The sequence below is a fragment of the Streptomyces sp. NPDC007991 genome, from assembly GCF_042958445.1.
Taxonomy (GTDB): domain Bacteria; phylum Actinomycetota; class Actinomycetes; order Streptomycetales; family Streptomycetaceae; genus Streptomyces.
Genome location: NZ_JBIBJD010000023.1, coordinates 58,158 through 81,822, shown reverse-complemented (window position 1 = coordinate 81,822; position 23,665 = coordinate 58,158). Strand labels below are relative to the sequence as shown.

At 72.3% G+C, this 23,665-nt stretch carries 21 protein-coding genes and 3 pseudogenes; 10 read left to right on the top strand and 14 right to left on the bottom strand.

The window, feature by feature from the left end; translation table 11 throughout:
• Nucleotides 1–133 precede the first annotated feature (133 nt).
• From ACFZDA_RS40420 to ACFZDA_RS40400, 5 genes and pseudogenes are all read right to left on the bottom strand, one after another.
• Complete coding sequence (locus ACFZDA_RS40420; RefSeq protein ID WP_391091367.1) at nucleotides 134–544, bottom strand: PTS-dependent dihydroxyacetone kinase phosphotransferase subunit DhaM; 411 nt, start codon at nucleotides 542–544, stop codon at nucleotides 134–136.
• A complete protein-coding gene (gene dhaL, locus ACFZDA_RS40415; RefSeq protein ID WP_391091365.1) occupies nucleotides 537–1,136 on the bottom strand; it encodes a dihydroxyacetone kinase subunit DhaL in 600 nt (199 codons plus the stop codon). The genes ACFZDA_RS40420 and dhaL overlap by 8 nt, the downstream gene beginning before the upstream one ends.
• 49 nt (nucleotides 1,137–1,185) lie before the next feature.
• Nucleotides 1,186–2,178: a dihydroxyacetone kinase subunit DhaK gene (gene dhaK, locus ACFZDA_RS40410; RefSeq protein ID WP_391091363.1), complete on the bottom strand. Its 993-nt coding sequence runs from the start codon at nucleotides 2,176–2,178 to the stop codon at nucleotides 1,186–1,188.
• Between the two features lie 207 nt (nucleotides 2,179–2,385).
• Nucleotides 2,386–3,480, bottom strand: a complete 1,095-nt coding sequence (locus tag ACFZDA_RS40405) for a glutamate--cysteine ligase (protein WP_391091361.1) — start codon at nucleotides 3,478–3,480, stop codon at nucleotides 2,386–2,388.
• Nucleotides 3,481–3,670: 190 nt separating this feature from the next.
• Nucleotides 3,671–3,881: pseudogene (locus tag ACFZDA_RS40400) on the bottom strand (hypothetical protein); the annotation flags it as partial.
• Between the two features lie 123 nt (nucleotides 3,882–4,004).
• Here ACFZDA_RS40400 and ACFZDA_RS40395 point away from each other — a divergent pair.
• Complete coding sequence (locus ACFZDA_RS40395) at nucleotides 4,005–5,105, top strand: DNA glycosylase AlkZ-like family protein (RefSeq protein ID WP_391091359.1); 1,101 nt, start codon at nucleotides 4,005–4,007, stop codon at nucleotides 5,103–5,105.
• 76 nt (nucleotides 5,106–5,181) lie between these two features.
• Nucleotides 5,182–5,763, top strand: coding sequence for a hypothetical protein (locus ACFZDA_RS40390; protein ID WP_391091358.1), 582 nt, complete (start codon nucleotides 5,182–5,184; stop codon nucleotides 5,761–5,763).
• Nucleotides 5,764–6,403: 640 nt separating this feature from the next.
• Here ACFZDA_RS40390 and ACFZDA_RS40385 read toward each other — a convergent pair.
• The 7 genes from ACFZDA_RS40385 to ACFZDA_RS40355 form a co-directional block, all read right to left on the bottom strand.
• Nucleotides 6,404–7,657 (bottom strand): cation:proton antiporter, encoded by a 1,254-nt coding sequence (locus ACFZDA_RS40385; RefSeq protein WP_391091356.1) that lies wholly within the window; start codon nucleotides 7,655–7,657, stop codon nucleotides 6,404–6,406.
• A gap of 6 nt (nucleotides 7,658–7,663) precedes the next feature.
• Nucleotides 7,664–8,149 carry a TrkA C-terminal domain-containing protein gene (locus ACFZDA_RS40380; RefSeq protein ID WP_391091354.1) on the bottom strand — a complete coding sequence of 162 codons (486 nt, stop codon included), beginning with the start codon at nucleotides 8,147–8,149 and terminating at the stop codon, nucleotides 7,664–7,666.
• A gap of 134 nt (nucleotides 8,150–8,283) precedes the next feature.
• Complete coding sequence (locus ACFZDA_RS40375) at nucleotides 8,284–8,730, bottom strand: hypothetical protein (protein WP_391091352.1); 447 nt, start codon at nucleotides 8,728–8,730, stop codon at nucleotides 8,284–8,286.
• 216 nt (nucleotides 8,731–8,946) lie between these two features.
• Nucleotides 8,947–10,620 (bottom strand): purine-cytosine permease family protein, encoded by a 1,674-nt coding sequence (locus ACFZDA_RS40370; protein WP_391091351.1) that lies wholly within the window; start codon nucleotides 10,618–10,620, stop codon nucleotides 8,947–8,949.
• A 297-nt stretch (nucleotides 10,621–10,917) separates the two neighbouring features.
• Nucleotides 10,918–11,268, bottom strand: a complete 351-nt coding sequence (locus ACFZDA_RS40365) for a hypothetical protein (RefSeq protein WP_391091349.1) — start codon at nucleotides 11,266–11,268, stop codon at nucleotides 10,918–10,920.
• 54 nt (nucleotides 11,269–11,322) lie between these two features.
• Entirely contained in the window at nucleotides 11,323–11,688 is a 366-nt protein-coding gene (locus ACFZDA_RS40360; RefSeq protein WP_391091347.1) for a DUF6479 family protein, read from the bottom strand.
• Between the two features lie 37 nt (nucleotides 11,689–11,725).
• Complete coding sequence (locus tag ACFZDA_RS40355; RefSeq protein ID WP_391091345.1) at nucleotides 11,726–12,130, bottom strand: ChaB family protein; 405 nt, start codon at nucleotides 12,128–12,130, stop codon at nucleotides 11,726–11,728.
• A gap of 125 nt (nucleotides 12,131–12,255) precedes the next feature.
• Here ACFZDA_RS40355 and ACFZDA_RS40350 point away from each other — a divergent pair, with 125 nt between their 5' ends.
• From ACFZDA_RS40350 to ACFZDA_RS40330, 5 genes are all read left to right on the top strand, one after another.
• Complete coding sequence (locus ACFZDA_RS40350) at nucleotides 12,256–12,624, top strand: ferredoxin (RefSeq protein ID WP_391091343.1); 369 nt, start codon at nucleotides 12,256–12,258, stop codon at nucleotides 12,622–12,624.
• A 111-nt stretch (nucleotides 12,625–12,735) separates the two neighbouring features.
• Complete coding sequence (locus ACFZDA_RS40345) at nucleotides 12,736–13,914, top strand: acyl-CoA dehydrogenase family protein (protein WP_391091341.1); 1,179 nt, start codon at nucleotides 12,736–12,738, stop codon at nucleotides 13,912–13,914.
• 395 nt (nucleotides 13,915–14,309) lie between these two features.
• Nucleotides 14,310–15,215: a universal stress protein gene (locus tag ACFZDA_RS40340; protein WP_391091339.1), complete on the top strand. Its 906-nt coding sequence runs from the start codon at nucleotides 14,310–14,312 to the stop codon at nucleotides 15,213–15,215.
• Between the two features lie 174 nt (nucleotides 15,216–15,389).
• A complete protein-coding gene (locus ACFZDA_RS40335; protein WP_391091337.1) occupies nucleotides 15,390–18,083 on the top strand; it encodes a GNAT family N-acetyltransferase in 2,694 nt (897 codons plus the stop codon).
• Between the two features lie 289 nt (nucleotides 18,084–18,372).
• Nucleotides 18,373–19,443, top strand: coding sequence for an alcohol dehydrogenase catalytic domain-containing protein (locus ACFZDA_RS40330; RefSeq protein ID WP_391091335.1), 1,071 nt, complete (start codon nucleotides 18,373–18,375; stop codon nucleotides 19,441–19,443).
• Between the two features lie 87 nt (nucleotides 19,444–19,530).
• On the opposite strand, the pseudogene ACFZDA_RS40325 reads toward ACFZDA_RS40330, so the two are convergent.
• A pseudogene (locus ACFZDA_RS40325) lies at nucleotides 19,531–20,269 on the bottom strand (OsmC family protein); the annotation flags it as partial.
• A 201-nt stretch (nucleotides 20,270–20,470) separates the two neighbouring features.
• Between ACFZDA_RS40325 and ACFZDA_RS40320 the strand changes: the two are divergent.
• Nucleotides 20,471–20,914, top strand: coding sequence for an Hsp20 family protein (locus tag ACFZDA_RS40320; RefSeq protein ID WP_391091333.1), 444 nt, complete (start codon nucleotides 20,471–20,473; stop codon nucleotides 20,912–20,914).
• A gap of 48 nt (nucleotides 20,915–20,962) precedes the next feature.
• Entirely contained in the window at nucleotides 20,963–21,844 is an 882-nt protein-coding gene (locus tag ACFZDA_RS40315; RefSeq protein ID WP_391091331.1) for a universal stress protein, read from the top strand.
• Between the two features lie 163 nt (nucleotides 21,845–22,007).
• On the opposite strand, the pseudogene ACFZDA_RS40310 reads toward ACFZDA_RS40315, so the two are convergent.
• Nucleotides 22,008–22,505 (bottom strand): annotated as a pseudogene (locus tag ACFZDA_RS40310) (universal stress protein); the annotation flags it as partial.
• A gap of 153 nt (nucleotides 22,506–22,658) precedes the next feature.
• Between ACFZDA_RS40310 and ACFZDA_RS40305 the strand changes: the two are divergent.
• Nucleotides 22,659–23,531: a universal stress protein gene (locus ACFZDA_RS40305; protein ID WP_391091329.1), complete on the top strand. Its 873-nt coding sequence runs from the start codon at nucleotides 22,659–22,661 to the stop codon at nucleotides 23,529–23,531.
• Nucleotides 23,532–23,665: the final 134 nt, after the last annotated feature.

Here is a 23,665-nt window from a genome sequence, read left to right as displayed (position 1 = left end):
GGCGGGGGGGGCGCGGGGGGGGGGGGGGGGCGCCGGCCCGGGGTGTGGGTGGCACCGGCTGTTGGCGGGGCGGGGGGCAACCCCCCCGGGGGGGGCGGGGGGGGGGGGGCCCCCCGCCCCCCCCGGCCCGGTCTCACACCTTCCGGTACGTGTACGCCTCCGCGGCGGCCGATTCCACCGCCGTCAGATCCGCCCCGGTGGCCGCCGTGACGACCGCGGCGACGGCTCCCTCCACGAACGGAGCGTCCACCAGCCGCGTCTGTTCCGGGAGTTCGTCACCCTCCGCGAGCAGTGCCTTCACGGTGAGTACCGCGCTGCCCAGGTCGGTCAGGACGGCGACGCCGGCACCCCGGTCGACGGACGTGGCCGCCGCCGCGATCAGTTCGGCGCTGGTGCCGAGTCCGCCGCTCTCGGTGCCGCCCGCCGGGGCCACGGGCACCACCGGGCCACCGCCCGCGAGCCCCTTCGCCAGCGCGGCGACCGACGCGGCCACCTCCGCGCTGTGCGACACCAGCACGATCCCCACGAGCCGCTCGTCACTCACCGGCGGCCTCCGCGAGTCCGGCGACGAGCAGCGCCGCCGAGGTGGCCCCCGGGTCCTGGTGCCCGATGCTGCGCTCGCCCAGATAGCTCGCCCGGCCCTTGCGCGCCTGCAAGGGCGTCGTCGCCACGGCGCCCTCCTCCGCGGCGGTCCGGGCCGCCGTGAACGAGTCGCCCAGCGCGTCCACCGCGGGCACCAGCGCGTCGATCATGGTCTTGTCGCCCGGCGCCGCACCGCCCAGCGTCCTGACGGCGTCCACCCCGGCCCGCAGCGCCTCGGCCAACTGCTCCGCGCTGACCTCGGCGCCATCCCCGAGCGCCTTGCCGGTACGGCGCAGCAGCGTCCCGTACAGCGGCCCCGAGGCGCCGCCGACCTTCGAGATCAGCTCGCGGCCGGCCAGCGTCAGGACGCCGCCCGGAGAGCCGGGAGCCTCCTTCTCCAGGGCCGCCGTCACGGCCCTGAAGCCGCGCTGGAGGTTGCTGCCGTGGTCGGCGTCCCCGATGGGCGAGTCGAGGGCGGTGAGCCGTTCCGCCTCACGGTCGACGGACGCGGCGGTCGCCGTCATCCAACGGCGGAAGAAATCGGCGTCGAGCACTGGGTCTCCTTGCCTGGTAGGTACGTGGTGATCCGCTGCCCCTTCCGCGTCACATGCCCCAGCGCAGACCCGGCGTCCTCACCGGCGCGTCCCACAGCCGCAGCAGCTCCTCGTCGGCCTGGCACAGGGTGAGGGAGGCGCCCGCCATGTCCAGGGAGGTGACGTAGTTGCCCACGAGCACGCGGGCGACCGGGACGCCCCGGGCGGCGAGCACACGGTGCACCTCGGCGTTGAAGCCGTACAGCTCCAGCAGGGGCGTCGCCCCCATGCCGTTGACGAGGACCAGCACGGGATTGCGTGGCCTCAGGTCGTCCACCACCGCCTCGACGGCGGCCTCGGCGATCTCTCCGGAGGTCATCATCGCCCGCCGCTCCCGGCCGGGTTCGCCGTGGATGCCGATGCCCAACTCCAGCTCACCGGGCGGCAGATCGAAGGTGGGGCTGCCCTTGGCCGGTGTGCTGCACGCGCTCAGCGCGACACCGAAACTGCGGGAGTTCTCATTGACCTGCCGGGCGATGGCCTCCACCCGCTCCAGCGGCATGCCCTCGTCGGCGGCTGCGCCCGCGATCTTCTCCACGAACAGGGTCGCGCCGGTACCGCGCCGCCCGGCCGTGTACAGGCTGTCGGTCACCGCCACATCATCGTTGACCAGCACTTTCGCGATCTGAATGCCCTCGTCCTCGGCCAGCTCGGCGGCCATGTCGAAGTTGAGCACGTCACCGGTGTAGTTCTTCACGATGAACAGGACCCCGGCCCCGCTGTCCACGGCGGCGGCCGCGCGCAGCATCTGGTCGGGCACCGGGGAGGTGAACACCTCGCCGGGACAGGCGGCCGACAGCATGCCGGGCCCTACGAACCCCCCGTGCAACGGCTCGTGCCCGGAACCACCGCCCGAGACCAGCCCCACTTTTCCGGCCACGGGAGCGTCCCGCCGCACGATCACCCGGTTCTCCACGTCCACGGTCAGCTCCGGGTGGGCGGCCGCCATACCGCGCAGCGCGTCCGCGACCACGGTCTCCGGGACGTTGATCAGCATCTTCACGGGGTACCTCCTGGTGAGACTGGCCCTTGCGCCTCTGCCTTCATCCTCGCAGCCCGTCCCGGGCTTGACCAGTTGTCGATCTTCGCGGTTCTCGGTCGTCGACAGCGGGCTGCGGCGGTGAGGATCCCGATGCCGTGCCGACCTCGATGACGGGCCGTCAGGTGCGGTGGGTGTGCGCGCCGCCGCGGTCTGAAGGGCCGCGGGGAGTCACACCACGCTGCTCTCCGCGCCGATCAGGTCGGTGACGGCCCGTACGCCCCCCTCGGCGAGTGCGGCACGCTGTCTGTCCGCTCCCGTCCCGTTCTGCAGCAGCCGGTGGACCAGGGCCGTCACCTGCCGGGTCGCGCCGGACGCGTCGAGGGCCGGAGCGACGTGCCGCAGGAGCTGGTACAGCACGTCCCCGGCACGGCGCGGCCGGCCGCCCGGGCAGATCAGGGTGTCGCTCAGACCGTGACGGGCGGCATGCCACAGAGCGATCTGGAGGAGCTCCGGCGCGCAGTCGGGCACCGGCGCCCCGGCGGCCGTTTCCCTGATGGCCGTGTCCACGAGAGCGTGGGTCATGCCCGCGAGCATGACCGCGTCGTCCGCGCGCAGTTGAACGTCCAGGCACCGCACCTCGACGGTGGGATACCGGGCCGACAGACGGGCCTGCCAGTACAACTGCCCGCTGTCCGAGATCACACCGGTCTCCAGCAGTTGCGTCACGCGCCGGTCGTAGTCGGCCACGTCACGGAAGAACGGGGGCACGCCGCTGACCGGCCAGCGGCCGAAGATCACGGTGCGCCAGCTGGCGAAGCCGGTGTCGTGGCCGTCCCACAGCGGGGAGTTCGCCGACATGGCCGTCAGGGTCGGCAGCCAGACCCGGATCCGGTTCAGGACCTGTACCCCGGTCTCCCGGCTGGGTACGGCCACGTGCACGTGCATGCCGTTGACCAGTTGCTCCGCCACCAGCTGGGGAGCCTGGGTGAGCATGGCCCGATAGCGGGCCTGGTCGGTGACGGCCACCGGGTGGCGATGGCGCAGCGGGGGTGTCCCGCAGGCCGCGATCCGGCAGCCGTGCTCGTCGGCCGCCGCCCCGATGGCGTGCCGCAGCCGCAGCAGATGTCCCCCTGCCTCCTCCAGTGTGCCGCACACCGGCGTGGCCACCTCGACCTGCGCCTGGAGCAGCTCGCACTGCACCTCCTGGTCGGCCACGAGATGCGCCAGACCCGCCGCCGCACGCACCTTGTCGGCCAGGGGTACCGGCAACCCGGTAACCGGGTCGAGGAGCAGGTACTCCTCTTCCACACCGATCGTCGTCATCGGTCACCCTCTGTTCTGCCCCGTCACCGGGGCGGGCTCGCGCGGCGTCGGCTGCACGCTGTCGGCTCGACCCTCGCGCGTGCCCCGAGTGCCGCGGCCACGGCGGGGCAAACCATGGCAAAACATGATGCTGGGGTCACTCGGTGGTGCTACGTCTGTTCCTGTACGGCACGTCCGGGGCCGCACGGCGTCACGGCCGCGGGTTCGTGCGCTGCCACCTGGGGCGTGCGTCCTGACCGCGCCGCCGGCGACCGAGGCGCAGCGCGGACACCGGCGCCGTACGCGGTCCGCCGCACACCCCCGGACTCCGGGAAGGTGTCCGGCCAGGTGACGTGCGGGGAACGGACCAGCCGGGAGCGGCTGAGGGACAGTCCGCAGACGGTCTGGTTCAGGCCCGGCTCCAGGCGACGGAGGACGGCGGTCGCGGTCACAGCCTGACCGCATCGCGTGCGACGGTGACCGGGAAGCCGCCCGGGCCTCCCGATCCACGGGTCGGCACCCGACTCGAAGACCGAGGTGTTCCGTTGACCGTTCTCGACGCCCGGGCGCTCAACCGCGCCACACTCGCGCGGCAGTTGCTCCTCGACCGTGCCGGCCTGCCGGTCCTCGACGCCGTCGCGCACCTGTGCGGCCTCCAGGCGCAGGAACCGCAGGAACCGTTCATCGGACTCTGGTCCCGGCTGCGGGCGTTCGACCCAGCGGTGCTGTCGGACCTGCTGACCGGGCGGCGTGTGGTGCGGACCCACCTCATGCGCCGCACCGTCCACCTCGTCACCGCCGACGACGTCGGGGCCTGGCGGGCACGCCACGACGCGATGCTGCGCCAGCGGGTGCTCGGCACGTACCGCCGCGAACTGGAGGGCGTGGACCTCGGCGAACTCGCGGCAGCCGGGCGGGAGGTCATGGCCGACGGCGAACCCCGATCCATGGGAGACCTCGCGCGAGCCGTCGCAGGCCGCTGGCCGAAAGCGGGGCCCCGGCCACTGGGCGAAATGCTGGTCGCCGGCCTGCTCCCGATGGTGCAGCTGCCGCCGCGCGGACTGTGGCACACGACGGCGGGAGCGCGCTACGCCCTGGTCTCCTCCTGGCTGGGGCGCGAGATCGACCCCCCGGCCCCGGACGGCTCCGATCCCGTGGGGCAGACACTGGTACGGCGCTACCTGGCCGCGTTCGGACCCGCCGCCTCGGCCGATCTGCGTGCCTGGTGCGGACTGGCGGGACTGCCGGCCGCGGTCTCCGCCCTGCGCGGGGAGCTGGTCGCCTTCCGTGACGAGCGCGGCCGGGAACTGCTGGACCTCCCCGACGCGCCGCGCCCCGACCCCGGCACCCCGGCGCCGGTGCGGTTCCTGCCGGCGTTCGACAACGCGATCCTCGGCTACCACGACCGCGGCCGGATCATCGACGACGCCCACCGCGGCCTGTCGGTCGAAGGCGCCCGCGTCGTCCTGCTCGACGGCCGGGTCGCCGCGAGCTGGCGCGTCGAGGCGGACACCGTCCTGGTCACCCCGCTGCGCCGCTTCTCCCGGGCCGACCGCGAGTCCGTCGCCGAGGAAGCGCGAGCCATGGCGTCCTTCCTGTCCTGCGGGGAGAGCGACCGGGTGCGGATCGCCGCGTCGTCCGGTTGAGCGATACGCCGACAGAAGCGCGGTTCAGGCGCACACTGGAAGGGTGCTGCCGGTGCTCACGAGGGGGTGTCGGCCGATGGAAACCTCAGAGCGTGTGACCGTGCGGTGGTGGCGGTGGCGGCGCAACGCGCTCAAACGGCGTATCGACGTCGTCGAAGCCTGGATCGTGCTCGCCGGCTGGGTGTTCGCCCTGCTCGGCGGCGTGTGCGCGGGGCTGATGGCGGCGGGCGCGGTCGAGCGGGCCGTCGAACGGCAACAGGCGGAGAGCCGTCAGGTCGCCGCGGTCGCCGTCGAGGACGCGCCCGGCCCGTCACCGGCCCGCGAGGCGAGCGACCACCGGGTGTGGGCCAAGGTGCGCTGGACCGCGCCGGACGGCTCGACGCACACGGAGCAGGCGCGGGTGCCGCCCAGGACTCCCGCCGGGAGCACGATCCCCCTGTGGGTGAACAGGAGCGGTGACATCACGACCCCACCGGTGTCCGGGGGCGAGGCCTGGCTGCACACGACCGTCGGCGGCGGTCTGGCAGGAGTCCTCGCGGGCGGGATGGTGCTGGGCGCCACCTGGGTGATCAGGCTGGCCCTGGACCGGCGGCGCATGGCGCAGTGGGACGCGGAATGGGAACGGATCGACACCCGCCGCGGCTGGAAGACAGGCTGACCGGAGTCCGACGGGGCGCCCGCGCGTGAGGGCAGGGAGACGTGGCCGTGCGGCCCCTGCCCGACGGGGCCTGCCGGGCGCCGGGCAGGGGGTGCGGCTGTGTGCCGTTCTCCCGTGGGGTTCGCGTGGCGCGTTTCCGTGTGGCGGGCGGGGGCGCTGGGCAGGGGGTACGGCTGTCTACCGTCGTCGCTTGGGGCTTTCGATGGTGAGGAGTGCGGCCGTGTGCCGCTGGCCGGTGGGCACAGGGTGGCAGCCGTGTTCCGTCCGGCTGCGGGGACTCTCGGGGCATCGGCCCTTCGCGCGGTGGGCATCATGGGCGGCTGTCTGCCGTCGTCCCGCGGGGCTTTCGCCCGGCGCGCTTGGGTGCGGCGGGCGGGGGGTGTGGCCATGCGCGGCCGGCCGGCGGCGCCTGTGCCGCCGGCACTGCGCTGCTGTGTTCCGTGGATCCCAGGGCGCTTCCAGCGCGTCGGCCCTTCGCGGGGTGGGCCGCAGAGAGCGGCTGTCTGCCGTCGTCCCGCGGGGCTTTCGCCCGGCGCGCTCCCGCGTGGCGGGCACGGGAGCGCAGCCATGCCCCGGCCTGCCGGGCGGGCCCCCTGCTGACGGCGAGCGCCCGGTCCGGGGACTGGCCGGGCCGGGGCGGTCATGCGCGGCCGACGGTGTCCTGGTCGTCGATGGTTTCGTGGGCGCCCGGTGGGACAGGGGCCGACAGGGTGCGGGGCGTGGTCCTCTTCCGGCGAAGTCGGGCGGTCAGGCCGGTCGCCACGGGCTCGGTGCAGCGCGCGGTCAGGGGGCCGAGCAGGACCAGGATGAGGACGTACGCCGTGGCCAGCGGGCCGAGAGCGGGCTCGATGCCGGACGTGACGGCGAGCCCGGCGATGACGATGGAGAACTCGCCGCGGGCCACGAGCGTGCCGCCGGCGCGCCAGCGGCCCTTGGGCCCGATCCCGGCGCGGCGCGCGGCCCAGTAGCCGGTGGCGATCTTCGTCGCGGTGGTGACGGCCGCCAGCGCGAGGGCCGGTACCAGCACGGGCGGGATGCTGGCCGGGTCCGTGTGCAGGCCGAAGAAGACGAAGAACACCGCGGCGAACAGGTCCCGCAGCGGCGCGAGCAGGCTCGCCGCACCCTCGGCGACCTCGCCGGACAGGGCGATACCCACCAGGAAAGCGCCCACGGCCGCGGACACCTGCAGTCGCTGCGCGAGCCCGGCGACCACCAGGGTCACGCCGAGCACCACCAGCAACAGCTTCTCGGGGTCGTCGCTGGAGACGAAGCGGGAGACATGGCGGCCGTAGCGCACGGCGAGGACGAGCACGAGGGTGGCCACGCCCAGGGCGATGGCCAGGGTGACGGCGCCCGCGGCCAGGCCGACCCCGGCCAGCAGGGCGGTGACGATCGGCAGGTAGACCGCCATGGAGAGGTCCTCGAGGACCAGGATGCTCAGGATGGCCGGGGTCTCGCGGTTGCCGAGCCGCCCCAGCTCGCCCAGGACCCTGGCGATGACGCCGGAGGAGGAGACCCAGGTGACCCCGGCAAGTACGACGGCGGCGACCGGTCCCCAGCCGAGCAGCAGGGCGAGCACCGCCCCGGGCAGGGCGTTGAGGACGGCGTCGACGATCCCGGCCGGGTAGTGGGTCCTGAGGTTGGAGACGAGGTCGGTGGCCGTGTACTCCAGGCCCAGCATGAGCAGCAGCAGGATGACACCGATCTCGGCACCGATGGCGACGAAGTCCTCGCTGGCGACCAGCGGCAGCAGTCCGCCCTCGCCGAAGGCCAGCCCGGCCAGCAGGTAGAGAGGGATCGGCGAGAAGCCGAAGCGCCCGGCGAGGCGGCCGAGCAGCCCGAGCCCGAGGATGAGGCAGCCGAACTCGATCAGGAAGACCGCGGAGGAGTGCATGGCGGGTCACTCCCGCCCGAGTATCGCGGCGGCAGCCTCCACGCCCTCGCGGGTCCCGATGACGATGAGCGTGTCACCGCCGGCGAGCCGGAAGTCCGGCGCGGGGGAGGGGATCGCCTCCGCCCGGCGCAGCACCGCCACGATGGACGCGCCGGTGTCGGTGCGGATCCGGGACTCGCCCAGCAGCCGGCCGTTCCAGTGCGAGGTGCCGGACAGTTCGATCCGCTCGGCGACGAGCCCCAGGTCGGTGGTGGACAGCAGGTTCGGCGTGTGGTGCGCGGGCATCAGCGCGTCGATGACCATCGCCGCCTCCTCCGCCGTCAGACGCACCGACAGGTCGCAGGCGTCCGGGTCGTCCTCGCGGTAGGCGCTGATCGTCCGGTGGCCGTCGCGGTGGGCGACCACGGACAGCCGGCGGGTGTCCCGGGTCGTCAGGTCGTAGCGGACACCTATGCCCGGCAACGGCGTACTGCTGAGGCGCGGCGCGCCCATGTCTGTCCCCCTTCCGACGGCGTGCGCGTTCCCGATGACTCCGGCTGTGGGGGGCCGCGCCCGGACGAGCGCCCGGATCCGGTCTGTGGACTCATCCTAGGTGGCCGTGCGGGACCGTACCCGTCCTGCGTGTGCTACCTGGAGGGTGCCGGGGATCCGGACGGGAAGGGAGTGGCCGTGGGCAGCCTCGCGGTCGCCCCCTCCACCTGTCGCACGGTGCCCGTCCCCGGCCGGGTGCCCGTGCCGGCGGACAACTGGGACCAGGCTCCCAGCGCGAGAGCCACCGCGGCGGCGGTGGCGACGACCCGTCCCACGCGCCGGACCTTGGCACGGCGGTCCAGATCGCCCCAGGGCACGCGGACCCACACGTCCTCCGGCTGCCACAGGTCGCCGACGGCGTACGCGGGTTGGAGCCGCCGTCCCGCCGCCCGCTCCTGTGCGGAAGGTTCCCTGGGGGCACAGGCGCGTATGGCGTGCTCGGTGTCGGTGAGGAACCTCTGCCACACGTCGTCGGGGATCGGGGGAGTGCCGTCCGGCTCCTCGGGCGTTCCCCATCCGCCGCCCGGTCCTGCGCTGGTCACGTCCCGTCATCTCCTCTCCGACCATCGGCCCGCATCACTGCGCAACGCAAGATCAGTATGCCGTCCGGTGCGCGAGAGCGCCCCTTCACGGGGGCCGGCGAAGGGAGTCCGGGACCGACTTGGTACCGCCGAGCGCGGGACGAGGCCGCCGACCGCCGGATGAGGCCGCCGGGGAGGGCGAGGGGTCCGGGAGCCCTCGCCCCGCGCCCCACGCGGTCAGACGACGGCGGGCTCCTCCGGCAGGACATGGTCGCCGACCTTGTCGGTGCTCAGGCAGAGCGAGCAGACCACGGCGTCATGCGTGCGGCAGGCAGCCACGTCCGGCCGTTCGAACTGCTGCCGGCACACATGGCACTCGTAGGTGACGGCGCTGGGGTTGCCGTCCTCGTCGAGCAGCGGCTCGGCGATGCCGTCGTCGGTGCGGCGCAGGTAGTACCTGCCCTTGGTGACCACGGCCATCAGCGGGGTGAGGAGGAACGCGATGACGGCGGCGGCGACGGGGGAGTACGGCTGGAGGGTGTCGCCCAGCGCGTGGAAGTACATGGCGATGGACAGCGCGGAGGCGGCGACGAAGGCGACGACCCCGACCGGATTGACGGCGTAGAGCATGCCGCGGCGGAACTCGGGTGCGTGCGGGGAGAGCTTCAGCACGTACTTGTTGATACCGATGTCGGTGGCCACGGTGACCACCCAGGCGATCGCGCAGTTCGAGTAGAAGCCCAGGATGCTGTTGAGGAAGCTGAACATGTCGGCCTCCATCAGGGCGAGCGCGAAGCCCAGGTTGACCAGGACGAAGACCAGCCGGCCCGGGTAGCGCCGCGTGACGCGCGTGAAGGAGTTGGTCCAGGCGAGCGAGCCGGAGTACGCGTTCGTCACGTTGATCTTGATCTGGCTGATCACGACCAGGGCCACGGCCAGCGGGAGGACGAGCCAGGACGGCATCATCGCGTCGAAGGCGTGCTTGAACTGCTGGATCGGCTCCGGCGCGGCGGTGGGACCGACCTCGGCGATGATGTAGACGGCGAGGAACACGCCGATCGCCTGCTTGAGCGCGCCCAGTACCACCCAGCCCGGGCCGGCCATCACCACGGCCGTCCACCAACTCCGCTTGTTCTCCTCGGTCTTGGGAGGCATGAAGCGCAGGTAGTCGATCTGCTCGCCGATCTGCGCGATCAGCGACAGACACACGCCCGCGCCCAGCAGGACGGAGGCGGTGTTGACGCCGCCGTCTCCGTCGGTGCCCGCGTAGGCGAGGAAGCGGTCGACGGTCCCCGGGTCGGTGGCGACCAGGTAGACCAGCGGGCCGACCATCAGCAGCAGCCAGATCGGGGTGGTCCACACCTGGAGCTTGCTCAACGCCGTCATGCCGTAGATGACCAGCGGGATCACCATGAGCGTGGACACCAAGTAGCCCAGCCACAGCGGCAGTCCGAGGCCCAGCTTCAGGCCCTGGGCCATGATCGAGCCTTCGAGGGCGAAGAAGATGAAGGTGAAGCTGGCGAAGATGACGCTGGTGAGGACCGAGCCGAAGTAGCCGAAGCCCGAGCCGCGCGTGATCAGATCCAGGTCGATGTTGTAGCGGGCCCCGTAGTAGGCCAGCGGGAAGCCGGTCACGAAGATGACGACGGCGGCGACGGCGATCGCGAGCAGCGCGTTGCCCGTCCCATGGGCCAGACCGATGCCGGCGCCGATGGAGAAGTCGGCCATGTAGGCGATGCCGCCGAGCGCGGTCGTCGCCACCACCATCGGGGTCCAGCGCCGGTAACTGCGCGGCGCGAAGCGGAGCGTGTAGTCCTCGAGGGTCTCCTTGACGGCCTGGTCGGCGCCCGGTGCTGCCTTCTGCGGTGGTGCCGGCTCGGTGACCTCGGCCAGTCGTGGCTCGGTACTCATGCCACGCCTCCTTGCTGCGGGTTGGGGACTGACAAGGCAGGCACGGTAGGCAGCGGGCGTTACCCCTAAATACTTCCTGCGTGAAGGGAATGTTTCGGAGGCATCGCGCGAGGACGTAGCAACAGCACGGTGAGCACCGGCACCGTCAGCACCACGCAGACACCGATGACGTCCTCGAAGGGCATCGCGAAGCGTCGCGCCATCCATCTCACCCTGCGTCGCGCGGGTGACCAGCGCGCGAAAAGGGCCCGTGCACAGGCACGGGCCCTTCTGGTCGGCTCTGTCCGGCGGTGGCGCCTACGTGCGGTCGCCCTTCGGCTTGCCCCGCTGGTCGGGTGTGCCGTGCGGCGGCGGGCTGAACGGCTGCGCAGCTGTGGCGGGCGACACCTCAGAGGCCCCGTGCCCCTCGCCCGCCTCGGGACGCAACGCGCCAGGATGGCCGGACGTCGGCTCCGCGCCCTCGCGCAGCTGCTCCAGGCGGGAACCCAGCAGCTCCGTCACCGGCAGCCGGTCGGCGTGCGAGCGCTCGTACGCCAGCAGTTCCTCCACCTCGTCCGCTGACAGCGACCGCACACGGCTCTCCAGGCCGCCGATCGGCAGGTGGTCGTAGTCCGGCAGCGGCAGCGTGTCGCGGGCGGGATCGGCCATGGTTCTCACTTCCCTGTGCACGGCGTGTACGACGTGGGGTGCGGGGAGCGGGGCTCAGCGGCCGCCCGGGCCGCCGCTGCCGAACGAGCCGCTGCTGCCCTCGTTCCAGCGAGGACGCTCCTGGGTCGCGCTCCGGCGGTCGCTCTGGTTGCCGTGCGTCTTCAGCTCGTGCGGTGTCAGACGGTCCCGGCTTCTCGGCACCTCGTCGGGTTCCCGGCGCTCGGTCGTCTCACGGACCGGGCCGCCGTCGGGCACGCGCGGCTGCTCGTCGGGCCGCGGCGTGGGCAGCTCCCTGCGCTTGACGCGCACGCCGAGGACGAAGGCCCCCAGCAGCAGGACCACGACCACCACACCCGCCACGATCAGCCCGATGCCGAGGGCCCCGCGGCCCGCGGCCATCTCCATCCATGCGCTAGTCATGGCACGCGAGTACCCCTGGTCCTCACCACGAACCTGCTCACCCCGACCGGGCGGACCGGGTCTTCGACCGGTTCTCCTTGCGGACGGCGTCCAGCAGCTCCGCCTTCGACATGCGCGACCGCCCCTCGACACCCAGCCGCCTCGCGAGGTCGTACAGGTGCTCCTTCGAGGCTCGCTCGTCGACGCCCTCGCCGCTGCGGCCGCCCTGCTGCCGGGGCCGGGCCGAGCGCGGGTCCGACGGGGCCTTCCGGCCGCCTTCCTTGCGCTCCCAGTGGTCGCCGACCTTCTCGTGCGTGTGCTTCAGCGCCCCGAAGGCCACGCGGTGCGCGCGCTCGCCCTCGCCGTACTGCTCCACGGCCGAGTCGTGCGCCTTGATCCAGGTGCGCTGCGCCTCCTTGGCGGACCGCTCCAGGGTCGACGGAAGTTCCTGGCGGCCGGGCATGTGACTCACCTCCGTGCGTCGTCGTTCCCGGTCCTGCCGGGTGCCCGGCAGGCGAGGCCGGAAAACCGTACGCAACCCTTGGCGGCACCGGGTTTGACCGGCATCGGCGGGGCTACCCGCGCGGTGTGACGACATCCCAGCAGGAGCTGTTCCGGTTCCTGGAGGACCGCTTCGCCTGTGCCCAGGCGTGCACCGAGTGCGCCCGGGCGTGCGCGCTGCGCGCGAGCCTCGTGGATCCCGACGGAACCGAGAACCAGGAACTCGTACGACGCAAGGGCATCATGTGCGCGGAGGTCTGCGACGCGACCTGCCGTGTGCTGTCCGAGCAGAACCAGGTGGACGAGACCAGCATCCGCGTCCAGGTGGAGTGGTGCCGGACCGTGTGCCTGGAGGCCGCGCACGCCTTCGACCGGCAGGCGGGGGCGGAGGACTCGGCGGCGGCGTGCCGTGCGTGCGCCCGGGCGTGCACGGACTTCCTCGCCACGCTGAACTGAGGAGTCCGCTGCCCGTCCTCGGCCATTACCAAATCCTTGGCCATTCCCAATTTCTGTAACACGTTCTACGGTGTGCGCCGACAGGACCGGCTTTGGGAGCCTGGAGGCGCCGTGCACCTCGAATACACGCCCGAGCAGCAGCGGCTGCGCACCGAACTGCGCGCCTACTTCGCCGAACTGGTCCCGGACCACGCCTACGCCCGGCACGGCGACCCGGCCGCCCAGAAGCGGTTCTACCGCGAGACCATCAAGCGGCTCGGCGCGGACGGCTGGCTCGGCGTGGGCTGGCCCGAGGAGTACGGCGGGCGCGGCCTGACGGCGATGGAGCAGTTCATCTTCTTCGACGAGGCCGCCCAGGCCGGCGTCCCGCTGCCGCTCATGGCGCTGAACACCGTCGGCCCGACGATCATGCGGTACGGCACCGAGGAGCAGAAGGCGTACTTCCTGCCGCGGATCCTCTCCGGCGAGATCGACTTCGCCATCGGCTACAGCGAGCCCGGCGCGGGCACCGACCTCGCGTCCCTGCGGACCCGCGCGGTACGCGACGGCGACGCATACGTCGTCAACGGTCAGAAGATCTGGACGACCAACGGCGACACGGCGGACTGGGTGTGGCTGGCGGTCCGTACGGATCCGGACGCCCCGCCGCACCAGGGCATCACCATGCTCCTGGTGCCGACCACCGACCCCGGCTACTCCTGCACCCTCATCAACACCCTCGCCTCGCACGACACCACGGCCAGCTACTACGAGAACGTCCGCGTCCCCGTTTCCCACCGGGTCGGCGCAGAGAACCAGGGCTGGCGGCTGATCACCAACCAGCTCAACCACGAACGCGTGACCCTGGCCGCCCACGGCACCATGGCGATCCGCGCCCTGCACGACGTGCAGCGCTGGGCGATGGAGACCAAGCTCGCCGACGGCCGCCGGGTCGCCGACCTGCCCTGGGTGCGCCGCCTCCTGGCCCGGACCCACACCCGGCTGGACGCGCTGAAGCTGCTCAACTGGCGGATGGTCGGCGCGGTGCAGGACGGCACCCTCACCCCGCAGGACGCCTCGGCCGTCAAGGTCTACGGCTCCGAGGCCCGGCGCGACGCCTACGCCTGGCTCATGGAGATCGTCGCCGCCCCCGGCGCGCTGAAGGAGGGCTCGGCGGGCGCGGTCCTGCACGGCGAACTGGAACGCGGCTACCGCTCGGCGGTCATCTTCACCTTCGGCGGCGGCAACAACGAGATCCAGCGGGAGATCATCTCGTGGATCGGGCTGGGGATGCCGAGGGTGCGGCGCTGAGAATGAGAGCGACGCCCCCGGCGTCCTGACACTGATGCCCGCGGGCGACTCCCGGTATGGACCAGGGCGGGCGTGGGCTGCTCACCTTTGCCCAGCTCACTGAGCGCTGGAGCAGCCGCCACGCGGGCACCCTCCGGCAGGTGATGCACCTGCAGCAGATCGGGGGAGGGTTCGAGGAGACGGGCGGGGAGCAGGCAGGGCCGAGGAGGCGGCGCGCGGTGCCTGCCTAACGGGACACCGCCCACCATCGTGAACGCCCCAGGGCCGATCGGCCCCAGTCGTGCCGGTGGCCGTGGTGGGCCGGTCGGTGCCCGCAGGGGACCTGTGGCCCTTCCACGAAGACAGCTCGCGGGGGCACGCTCGAACCATCAGCCGTTACTCAGGAGGTGGAGACTATGACGCGCACGATCACCGTCGGCCTCGACGGCTCGCCCGAGAGCCGGGCCGCCGCCGAGTGGGCTGCCCGTGAGGCGAAGCTGCGCGGCCTGCCGGTCAAGATTCTCCACGTGTGGGAGCCAGTGCCGGAGCCCACGGCACAGGCCCCGCTGCTCGGCGCCGAGACCCATCAGCACTGGAGTGAGAGGATTCCCCGCGATTCTGCTGAGGGTCTCCGGCTGCGCCACCCCGATGTCGAGGTGATCGCCGAGCATCGGGCCGGTCGCCCGAGCGAGGTGCTGTGCGAGGCCGCGACGGGAGCCGAGTTGCTCGTCCTCGGCTCGCGTGGCCTGAGCGGGATCGGCGGGTTCCTGGTCGGCTCGGTCGGCCTGGCCGTCGTCGCGCACGTCGAGTGCCCCGTGGTCCTGGTCCGGGCCGGCGAGCAGGCAGCGGACGAGCACGAGATGGACCCGGCGGGCATACCATCGGCCGCGACGCGGTACGGGCCGGTCGTGCTCGGTATCGACATCGACAACCTTGATGCCTCGGTGTTCGAGTTCGCCTTCGACGAGGCTGCCCGGCGCGACACCGGCCTGCGGGCCGTGCACGGCTGGAGCCTGCCCTCGTACTACGTGGACGGCCCGACCACCGACCTGGAACGGTACGACCAGATCGCCCATTGGCACGCCTCCGCACTCGCCGAGGCACTGAACTTGTGGCGGCAGAAGTACCCGTCCGTCGAGGTGGTCGAGGAGTCCCCATCAGGTAGCCCGGCGAGTCACCTGATCGACGCCTCCCACGGGGCCTCGCTGGTCGTCGTCGGCCGACGGATCCGCCGCCACCCGTTCGGGGTGCACATCGGTCCGGTCACGCATGCCGTCCTGCACCACGCCACGGCCCCCGTCGCCGTCGTCGCGCACGACTGACACACCACCCAAGGGCGGTAGTCCGCTCGACCAGCCGCGCGGCGTACCAAGGACTTGCAGCGGGCGCCCGTAGAGCCCGATCGGCCCCGGCTGGACCGGACCCATAGGGCCGCTTCAGGACGCGCTGGGTGCTCGAAGCATCGGCAGCCGCCGAGCGGCTCGGAGGAGACCACCATGACGCACGATGTGCTCGACCGCCCCCCAGTCCACGCCCTGCTCGCGGACGGCACCACTGTGTGCATACGCCCAGTGCAGCGCGGAGATCACAAGCGGTTGCGGGGCTTCTACGAGGAGATGTCTGCGGAGAACCTGCGGCTGCGGTTCTTTGCCGCCAGCCGCCCTTCCGCCGCGATGGCCGCCGACCGGGCCTGCGCGCCGGCGCGCCCGGGCTACCGGGCCCTGCTCACCGAGACGCAGGGCCGGGTGATCGGGCTCGCCGAGTACGACAGCGGCGGCGAGGAGGATACGGCCGAGATCTCGATCGCTGTCGCGGACGGCGCGCACCACCGTGGTGTGGGCACCCTGCTCGTCGAGCACTTGGTTTCGGCCGCCCGCGCGAACGGCATCACCACCTTCACGGCCGACGCGTTGGGTGAGAACCACGAAGTGCTCCGGCTCTTCGCCGACCTCGGTCTGCGCACGGCCCGGCACTTCGACGGTCCCGAGGTGCGCTGCACTATTCGGCTGGACCAGGACGATGCCTACCTGTCCGCCGTGGAGGAGCGGGGCCGGGCCGCCGACGTGGCCAGCCTGCAGACGCTCTTCCGGCCGGACGTGGTCGCTGTCGTCGGGGCCGGGCGCAGGCCCGGGTCGGTGGGCCGGGCGATCCTGCACCACCTGAAGGCGGGCGGCCTGACCCGGCGCCTGTTCGCCGTGAACCCCGCCGCCGCCGCGATCCTTGGCGTGCCCTCCCACCCGTCGGTCAGTGCCCTGCCCAAGTCCCCCGATCTCGCGGTTCTCGCCGTACCCGCCGCCGCGGTGCCGGCCTCCGCCGAGGAGTGCGGCAAGGTGGGTGTACGGGCTCTCCTGGTCGTCACCGCCGGTCTCGACGCCGACCAGGCGCGGGCGCTCATGGCCGCCTGCCGCACGTACGGCATGCGGCTCGTCGGCCCGAACTGCCTGGGCATCTCCAACACGGATCCGTCAGTCAGTCTGGACGCGACCTTCGCCGCCGGCCATCCGCGCCCCGGTACGGCGGGGGTCGCCGTGCAATCGGGCGGTGTCGGCATCGCGCTCCTCGGCGGGCTGTCCCGCCTCGGCATCGGTGTGTCGACCTTCGCCTCCCTCGGTGACAAGTACGACGTCAGCGGCAATGACATGCTCCAGTGGTGGGAGAGCGACGGCCGTACCGACCTCGCGCTGTTGCACCTGGAGTCGTTCGGCAACCCGCGCGCGTTCTCCCGTACGGCCCGGCGCGTGACCCGTCGTATGCCGGTGCTCACGGTGGACGCCGGCCGCACGGAGGCGGGCCGGCGGGCTGCCGCGTCGCACACCGCGGCTGCCGCCACCCGCACCATGACCCGGCAGGCGCTGTTCACCCAGGCCGGTATCACCGCCACCCGCTCGGTCGGCGAACTCCTGGAAACCGCCGCCTTGCTGCATTCCCAGCCGCTCCCAGCGGGTAACGGCGTGGCCGTCGTCACCAACGCGGGCGGCGTCGGCGTGCTTGCTGCCGACGCTTGCTCGGAGGCGGGGCTCGCGCTGTCGTCGTTCGGTGACGAGCTGACCCATGACCTGAAAGCCGTGCTGCCTGATGGAGCCGCGATCGGCAATCCGGTGGACGCCACGGCCGCGGTGACCGAAGAGCAGCTCAGCGCGTGTGTCGACCGGCTGATGACGTACGGCGGCGTCGACGCACTGCTCGTGGCCCTGGTGCCCACGGCGGTCGCCGAGGCGACCGGCGACGACCTGGTGCGGGCGGTGACCCGCGTCCCGGGACACCGGGACCGGCCGGTCGCCGTGGTACGGCTGGAGCAAGGCGTTCCGGTGACCCTGCTGCCCGCGTCAGATGGCGGCACGATCCCCTCGTACGCCGAACCACAGGCCGTGGCCCGGGCCCTGGCCCACGCGGCGCGCCGCGCTGCCTGGCTCAGCCGGCCCCTCGGCACGGTCCCGGGACTGGAAGGCATCGGTACGCGCCGCGCTCACGAGATCGCCGAGGAGTATCTCGCCGTGAGGCCGGACGGTGGCTGGCTCGACCCACGCGCCTGCGCTGAACTCCTCCACTGCTACGGCATCCCCCAGATTCCGTGGGCCTGGGCGGAGACAGAGGAGGAAGCAGTCCTCGCGGCCCGGCGACTGCGGGGCGCGGACGGCCGGGTGGTGCTGAAGGCGTACTGGCCGGGACTGGTGCACAAGACCGAGGAGCGTGCCGTCCATCTCGACCTCCAAGGGGACGCCCAAGTGCGGGCGGGCTTCCGGGACTTCGGGACACGTTTCGGTGACCTGCTGAGCGGGGTGGTGGTCCAGCCGCTCGCCGCGCGCGGCACCGAGCTTTTCGCCGGTGTCGTCCAGGACGAGGTTTTCGGGCCGCTCGTCCTGTTCGGGCTCGGCGGCACGGCCACGGAGGTACTGGCTGACCACGCCGCCCGGCTCGCCCCACTCACCGACCACGACGTGCACGACCTGATCACGTCCCCGCGCTGCGCACCACTGCTGTTCGGCTCGCGTGGCGGCCGGCCCGTCGACCTCCCGGGGCTGGAGCAACTGCTCCTGCGCCTGTCCCGGATGGCGAGCGACCTGCCGCAGCTCGCGGAGGCCGACTTCAACCCGGTCCTCGCGACGCCCGGCGCGGTCACCGTACTCGACGCCCGCGTGCGCCTGCTGCCGCGCCGGGCCCAGGACCCCTATCTGCGCCGACTCCGCTGAGTCAGGCGCGTCGGCCGAGCCAGCCGAGGAGGACGCACCATGAAACACAACAAGGTCGGCTCCGGGGTCGATCTCGCCACGCACTGCCACGACGGTGGTCCCGCTGAGCGTGCGCTCGGTGAGATGCGGAGTGGATCCGATGGAAGTGTCGGACATGGTCTCAGCGAAGCCGGGTGAATGGGGCGTGCGGTAGGGCCGACCGGCCCATGCGTCTTCCACCAGGCCGCGACAAGCTGGATATGCGGTGCAATCCCGGCATCATGCTCAACGGCAGGAAGGTGGGAACGCCATGAAGGGCTATGTTTTCCACGGCCCCGGACAGTCCGCCTGGGAGGACGTTCCGGACCCCGGCATCAAGGAGGCGGCGGACGCGATCGTGCGAGTCGACGCCGTCACCATCTGCGGTACGGACCTGCACATCCTCAAGGGCGATGTTCCCGAGGTCCGCCCCGGCACGGTGCTGGGGCACGAGGCGGTCGGTGAGATCGTCGACATCGGCGGTGACGTGCGCACAGTGCGGCCCGGTGACCGGGTGCTGGTCTCCTGCGTCACTGCCTGCGGCCGCTGCCGGTACTGCCGGGAGAGCATGTACGGCCAGTGCCGTGGCGGCGGAGGCTGGATCCTGGGCCACCTGATCGACGGCACCCAGGCCGAGTACGTCCGTGTGCCCTACGCCGACCTCTCCGTGCACCCGCTGCCCAGCGCCCTGGACAGCAAGGACGCGGTGCTGCTGGCCGACATCTTCCCGACCGCCTACGAGGTCGGTGTGCTCAACGGGCACGTACGGCCCGGGGACACCGTCGCCGTCGTGGGCGCCGGTCCCATCGGGCTCGCGGCCATCGCCACGGCCAAGCTGTTCGCACCGGAGCGGATCGTCGCCGTGGACCTCGCCGCCGCGCGCCTGGACGCGGCCAGGCAGCTCGGCGTGGACGCTGTGGCGGACGCCCGGGAAGCTCCTGAGCAGCTGATCGCGGACCTCACCGACGGGCTGGGCGCGGACGTGGTCGTCGAGGCCGTCGGCGTGCCGGAGACCTTCGAGATGTGCACGCGCATGGTGCGGCCCGGCGGGCACGTGGCCAACGTCGGCGTGCACGGCAAGCCTGCGACCCTGCACTTGGAAGACCTGTGGATCAAGAACGTGACCATCACCACGGGCCTGGTCGACACGTACTCCACCCCCACCCTGCTGCGGATGGCGACCGCCGGTCGGCTGCCCACCGGGCAGCTGGTCACGCACACCTTCCCGCTGACGCGCATGGAGGAGGCGTACGACGTCTTCGCCGGGGCCTCCGACACGGGTGCGATCAAGGTCGTGCTCGGCGGGGAGCAGCACGAGGTCGTCCCCGCTCGGGTGGCCTGACGGGAGAGGTGCCGGGGCCACGGAGCTCGTCCTGGCCCGAGACGGCCCATGGGCAGACATGTCGGAGGCCCCCTCCAACCACAGGCTTCACACCTCCAGCTCGATGGTGATCTCCGGCGGTTGGTGCAGCGTGTTGTGGACTGTGCAGTGGGACGCGACAGCCAGCAGGGCCGCGTGGCGCTGGGCGGAGAGGGCGGGCGGCGGGACAACGGTGACGCGGACGGATGCGATGCGGGCCGGGCGGTCGGGAGCCATGGTGAACTCCGTACGGACCCGCAGGCCCGAGCGGTGCAGGCCGTGGCCGTGCAGATAGCGGCCCACGTAGAAGGCGAAGCAGGTGGCCAGCGATGCGGCGAACAGCTCCGTGGGCGTGGGTGCGGTGTCCCTGCCGCCGGCATCCATGTTGGGCACGGTGACGGCGGTGCTCAGGTCGTCGGGGATGTGCTCGCGGCGGCGGCAGACGCGGGCGCGTTCGCCGTTCCAGGAGCGGGCCGAGGATCGCCCGGCGCAGCTGTTCGGCGGGGGACTTGAGCCGGGTCATGATCCGGTCGAACAGTGCCCCGTCGGCGCCCATGACCGTGCTGCCGTACATCTGGATGAGACGCCGGCAGGAGTCCCAGGCGAAGCGTTCGTTGCCCGAGACCTTGGCCAGGCCCAGGACGGAGTCGTCGTTGAGGCCGATGTCGAGGACCGTCTCCATCATGCCGGGCATGGAGAAGCGGGCCCCGGAGCGTACGGACACCAGCAGTGGGTCGTCCGGCTGCCCGAGCCGCCGTCCGGCCTCGGACTCGATGGCGGCCAGGTGCCGGGAGACCTCATGGGGCAGCCGGGTCATCTCGGCACGTAACGGACCATGACACCGCGCTCCTCAGCTCCGTGCGGCAGCTGTGTGGGCTTCGTCCTTTCCAGCGCCGGACGGTCGTCTTGGTGAGGAAAGATGCCAGCTGACCCTCCCGCTGGGGCCGGTCGGCCCCAGCGCGCACAGTGCCCGGTGAAAGACGCTGGTATTGGAGAAGAGGTGAACGAAATGACCAGCACGATCGAGTGGCTCCCCGGCCGGTCCATGCTGCCCGCCCCGACCAACTGGGCGGAGGCAGGCTTCCCCGTGACGGATACCGTTCCGGAAACGCACGGCATCCACGTGGAAGAGCGCCTGAGCGGCGGGACGTATGTGCTGCTGGCCGAGCTTCCGGGAGTCGACGCCGAGGACATCGAGATCACCATCACAGGAGGCATCCTGACCCTGCGCGCCCAGCGCCGCGTGGTGACCGCCGAGAAGCAGTTCGTCTACGGCCACTACACCCCGCTGCCGACCGGGGCGAAGGGCGACGAGGCCACGGCGAACTGCCGGCATGGTGTCCTGACCATCACGATGCCGGTGCTGGAGACGGGGCCCGGCACCGGAGCCCCCCTTGTGCGGGGGCCTTTGAGGGACCGGACAGCTTCTCGCGACCGGCTGTTCCGGGTGTGACGGTGAGAGTGAACCTGGAGGACGCCCGACAGCGAGGTGGTGGGAACGATGAGGCGGGAACTGCCCCTGGTTGTGGGCGTGGACGGATCGGACGGTTGCCTGGTGGCGCTCGACTGGGCGGCGGATGAGGCCGCTCGGCACGGTCTTCCACTGCGGCTGGTGTACGCCTCCCTCTGGGAGCGCTATGAGGGCATCACCCCGTCGGTCAGTACGGAACGCCCGTCGGAGCAGGCGATGGCCGACCACATCGTCGGCTCCGCGGCGGAGCGCGCCCGGCGCCGCAACCCCGACCTGAAGGTGTCCACCGACATCCTCCAAGCCGAAGCGGCGGACGCGCTTCTGCGGGAGAGCGACGACGCCTCCGCCCTGGTCACCGGGTCGCGGGGCCGTGGCGAGCTGAAGGGACTGCTGCTCGGTTCCGTCGGGCTGGCCGTCGCTGCCCGCGCGCAATGTCCGGTGATCGTGGTCCGGGGTGACAAGGCCGGCCTGGCCGGTACCCACGAGCGGATCCTCCTCGGGGCTGGGGATCTCGCTACCGGCGGGGAAGCGGCGCGGTTCGCCTTCCGCGAGGCCGAGGTGCGCGGGTGCACCCTCGACGTGGTCCGGGCCTGGCGCTGCCCCACGCACGAAACCGCCGATGTGGCCGCGCTCGCCGAGACACCCGCCCGGTACCACGGGGAACGGGCCCGAGCCCAGGCGGATGAGCTGCTCCGCGGCCCGGTCGCCGACCACCCGGACGTGCGGGTACGCCGTACGACGGTGGAGGGGCCGGCCCGCAAGGTGCTGGTGGACCGTTCCGCCGCGGCCGACCTCGTGATCGTCGGAGCGCGGCGGCGGCAGGGCCACTTCGGGCTCCAGCTCGGCCGGGTGGCCCACACACTCCTGCACCACGCCCAGTGCCCTGTTGCGGTCGTGCCGCAGCACGTTTGACCGCTGCGGCGTGGGGAGCCGCGAAGGCGTCACCGACGGGTCATGGCCTGTCAGCATCGGGATGGCGTTCTTGCCACGGAGACGGCAATGTCGTCCAGCAGCCGTTGTTCCTCCTGGCGGAGCCGCTCGACGTTCACCACCACGTCAGAGGATCACCAGGGCCTTCGTAGGCCCGCTCCTCGCCCGCCGGTGAGCCGTCGACCGCCAGCAGCACGGGACCGCTCGGGTCCGGCCGGCCGCGCACCACCAGCACCGGGCAGCGACCGTGAGCGGCCAGGTGCACGGCCGTGGAGCCGAGCAGGAGGCTGCCGAACGCGCCCAGCCCGAGGCTGCCCACCACGACGAGCGCCGCGGTACGCGACTCGATCTCCAGCACTGTCAACGGCTCACCGGCGCTGACCTCCCGGGTGATCTCCACCTGCGGCGCGGCCCTGCGGGCCCGCTGCTCGGCCTTGATCAGCGTGCCCTCCACCAGTTCACGCACCCCTGCCACGGCCGGACGCCACGGGGGTACGCCGGGCGGTACGTGCATCGACGGCCACCCGAAGGCGTGCACGGGCCGTAGGCCCTCGTCGCGCAGGCCGGCCTCCTGAACCGCGATCTCTACCGCGTGCAGGCTCGATGGCGAGCCGTCCACTCCCACGACGACCGGAGTCGCCACGACAGACCCTCCTTCTCACCTGCCGGCCGATATGCGGAGCGAGAGACGAGCCGACCGGCCGCGCGAAGCCGTTGGCGTGGCGGCACCCGACGGCAGGGGTGAGGCTGGAAGAACAGTGAACGTACGGGCGGCGGGGAGATCCCTGGAGGTGCCATGACCAGTGCGGACGGGCGTCATCCGGTCGTGGTGGGCGTCGACCCGGACCCTTCGAAGCGGTTGGCCCTCGCCTGGGCCGCCGACGAGGCGGAACGACGGCACCTGCCACTGCGGCTCGTCCACGCCCAGGGCGTGCCGACCGGCGGATACCGGTCAGGGGAGGCGCGGCCGTCCTGGGAGGAGTGGAACGGGGCGCTGCACGGACTCGGTGATCAGGTCCTCAAGGAGGCGGTCGCCTTTGTCGAGTCGCGGCGTCCTGCGGTGGAGGTGTCGACGCTGCTGGCGGAAGGAGAGCCGGCGTGGGTCCTGCGCGAGGAGGCTCGGGGCGCCGCCCTGGTCGTGGTGGGCTCCTGGCACCTGAGCAGGCGGCGCGAGATGCTCTCCTCCGCCTCCGTGGTCCTCCCGCTCACCGCCCACGCTCCCTGCCCGGTCGCGGTGGTACCCGAGCCGGAGCACGTCACCCAGCAGCCCGCCTACTTCGTGGTCGGCGTCGACGGCAGCCCGCAATCGGCCGCGGCGGTGCACGTGGCGTTCGAGGAAGCGGCCCTGCGCGGAGCGCTCCTGCGGGCCCTGTACGTGTGGCATCCGCCGCTTCTCGGCGTCCTCGACGAGGAAGCCGCGGTGCGAGAGTGCCGCCGGGTGCTCTCGGAAACGGTCGCGGGCCGCACCGCGACGCACCCGGACGTGGGGCTGCACCACGAGGTCGTCCGCGGACACCCGGTGCAGGTCCTGACGGAGGCCTCGGAACACGCCCTGGGCCTGGTGGTGGGAACCAGGGGGCACGGAGGGTTCACCGGCATGCTTCTGGGCTCTGTCAGCCAGGGCGTGCTGCACCACGCCCGCTGCCCCGTCATCACGGTCCCGGCGTGAGGCAGCGAACGGTCCGGGACCTGTCTCCCGGACGGCCCTGTCCGTGCCTGCCGGCCCGCCGCACGATGAGACAGCGCCGCCGGTCATGAGCGGCGAACGGGCGGGTACGGACCGGCTGGTAACGGGTGGAGGGA

What these genes read in the sequence shown, in the direction of transcription:
- ACFZDA_RS40355 (WP_391091345.1), bottom strand. Translation starts at nt 12,130, where the DNA reads ATGCCCGGCCGCCAGGAACTTCCGTCGACCCTGGAGCGGTCCGCCAAG.
- ACFZDA_RS40360 (WP_391091347.1), bottom strand. Translation starts at nt 11,688, where the DNA reads ATGACTAGCGCATGGATGGAGATGGCCGCGGGCCGCGGGGCCCTCGGC.
- ACFZDA_RS40365 (WP_391091349.1), bottom strand. Translation starts at nt 11,268, where the DNA reads ATGGCCGATCCCGCCCGCGACACGCTGCCGCTGCCGGACTACGACCAC.
- ACFZDA_RS40370 (WP_391091351.1), bottom strand. Translation starts at nt 10,620, where the DNA reads ATGAGTACCGAGCCACGACTGGCCGAGGTCACCGAGCCGGCACCACCG.
- ACFZDA_RS40315 (WP_391091331.1), top strand. Translation starts at nt 20,963, where the DNA reads ATGAGGCGGGAACTGCCCCTGGTTGTGGGCGTGGACGGATCGGACGGT.
- ACFZDA_RS40320 (WP_391091333.1), top strand. Translation starts at nt 20,471, where the DNA reads ATGACCAGCACGATCGAGTGGCTCCCCGGCCGGTCCATGCTGCCCGCC.
- ACFZDA_RS40385 (WP_391091356.1), bottom strand. Translation starts at nt 7,657, where the DNA reads ATGCACTCCTCCGCGGTCTTCCTGATCGAGTTCGGCTGCCTCATCCTC.
- ACFZDA_RS40390 (WP_391091358.1), top strand. Translation starts at nt 5,182, where the DNA reads ATGGAAACCTCAGAGCGTGTGACCGTGCGGTGGTGGCGGTGGCGGCGC.
- ACFZDA_RS40340 (WP_391091339.1), top strand. Translation starts at nt 14,310, where the DNA reads ATGACGCGCACGATCACCGTCGGCCTCGACGGCTCGCCCGAGAGCCGG.
- ACFZDA_RS40330 (WP_391091335.1), top strand. Translation starts at nt 18,373, where the DNA reads ATGAAGGGCTATGTTTTCCACGGCCCCGGACAGTCCGCCTGGGAGGAC.
- ACFZDA_RS40335 (WP_391091337.1), top strand. Translation starts at nt 15,390, where the DNA reads ATGACGCACGATGTGCTCGACCGCCCCCCAGTCCACGCCCTGCTCGCG.
- ACFZDA_RS40305 (WP_391091329.1), top strand. Translation starts at nt 22,659, where the DNA reads ATGACCAGTGCGGACGGGCGTCATCCGGTCGTGGTGGGCGTCGACCCG.
- ACFZDA_RS40405 (WP_391091361.1), bottom strand. Translation starts at nt 3,480, where the DNA reads ATGACGACGATCGGTGTGGAAGAGGAGTACCTGCTCCTCGACCCGGTT.
- ACFZDA_RS40380 (WP_391091354.1), bottom strand. Translation starts at nt 8,149, where the DNA reads ATGGGCGCGCCGCGCCTCAGCAGTACGCCGTTGCCGGGCATAGGTGTC.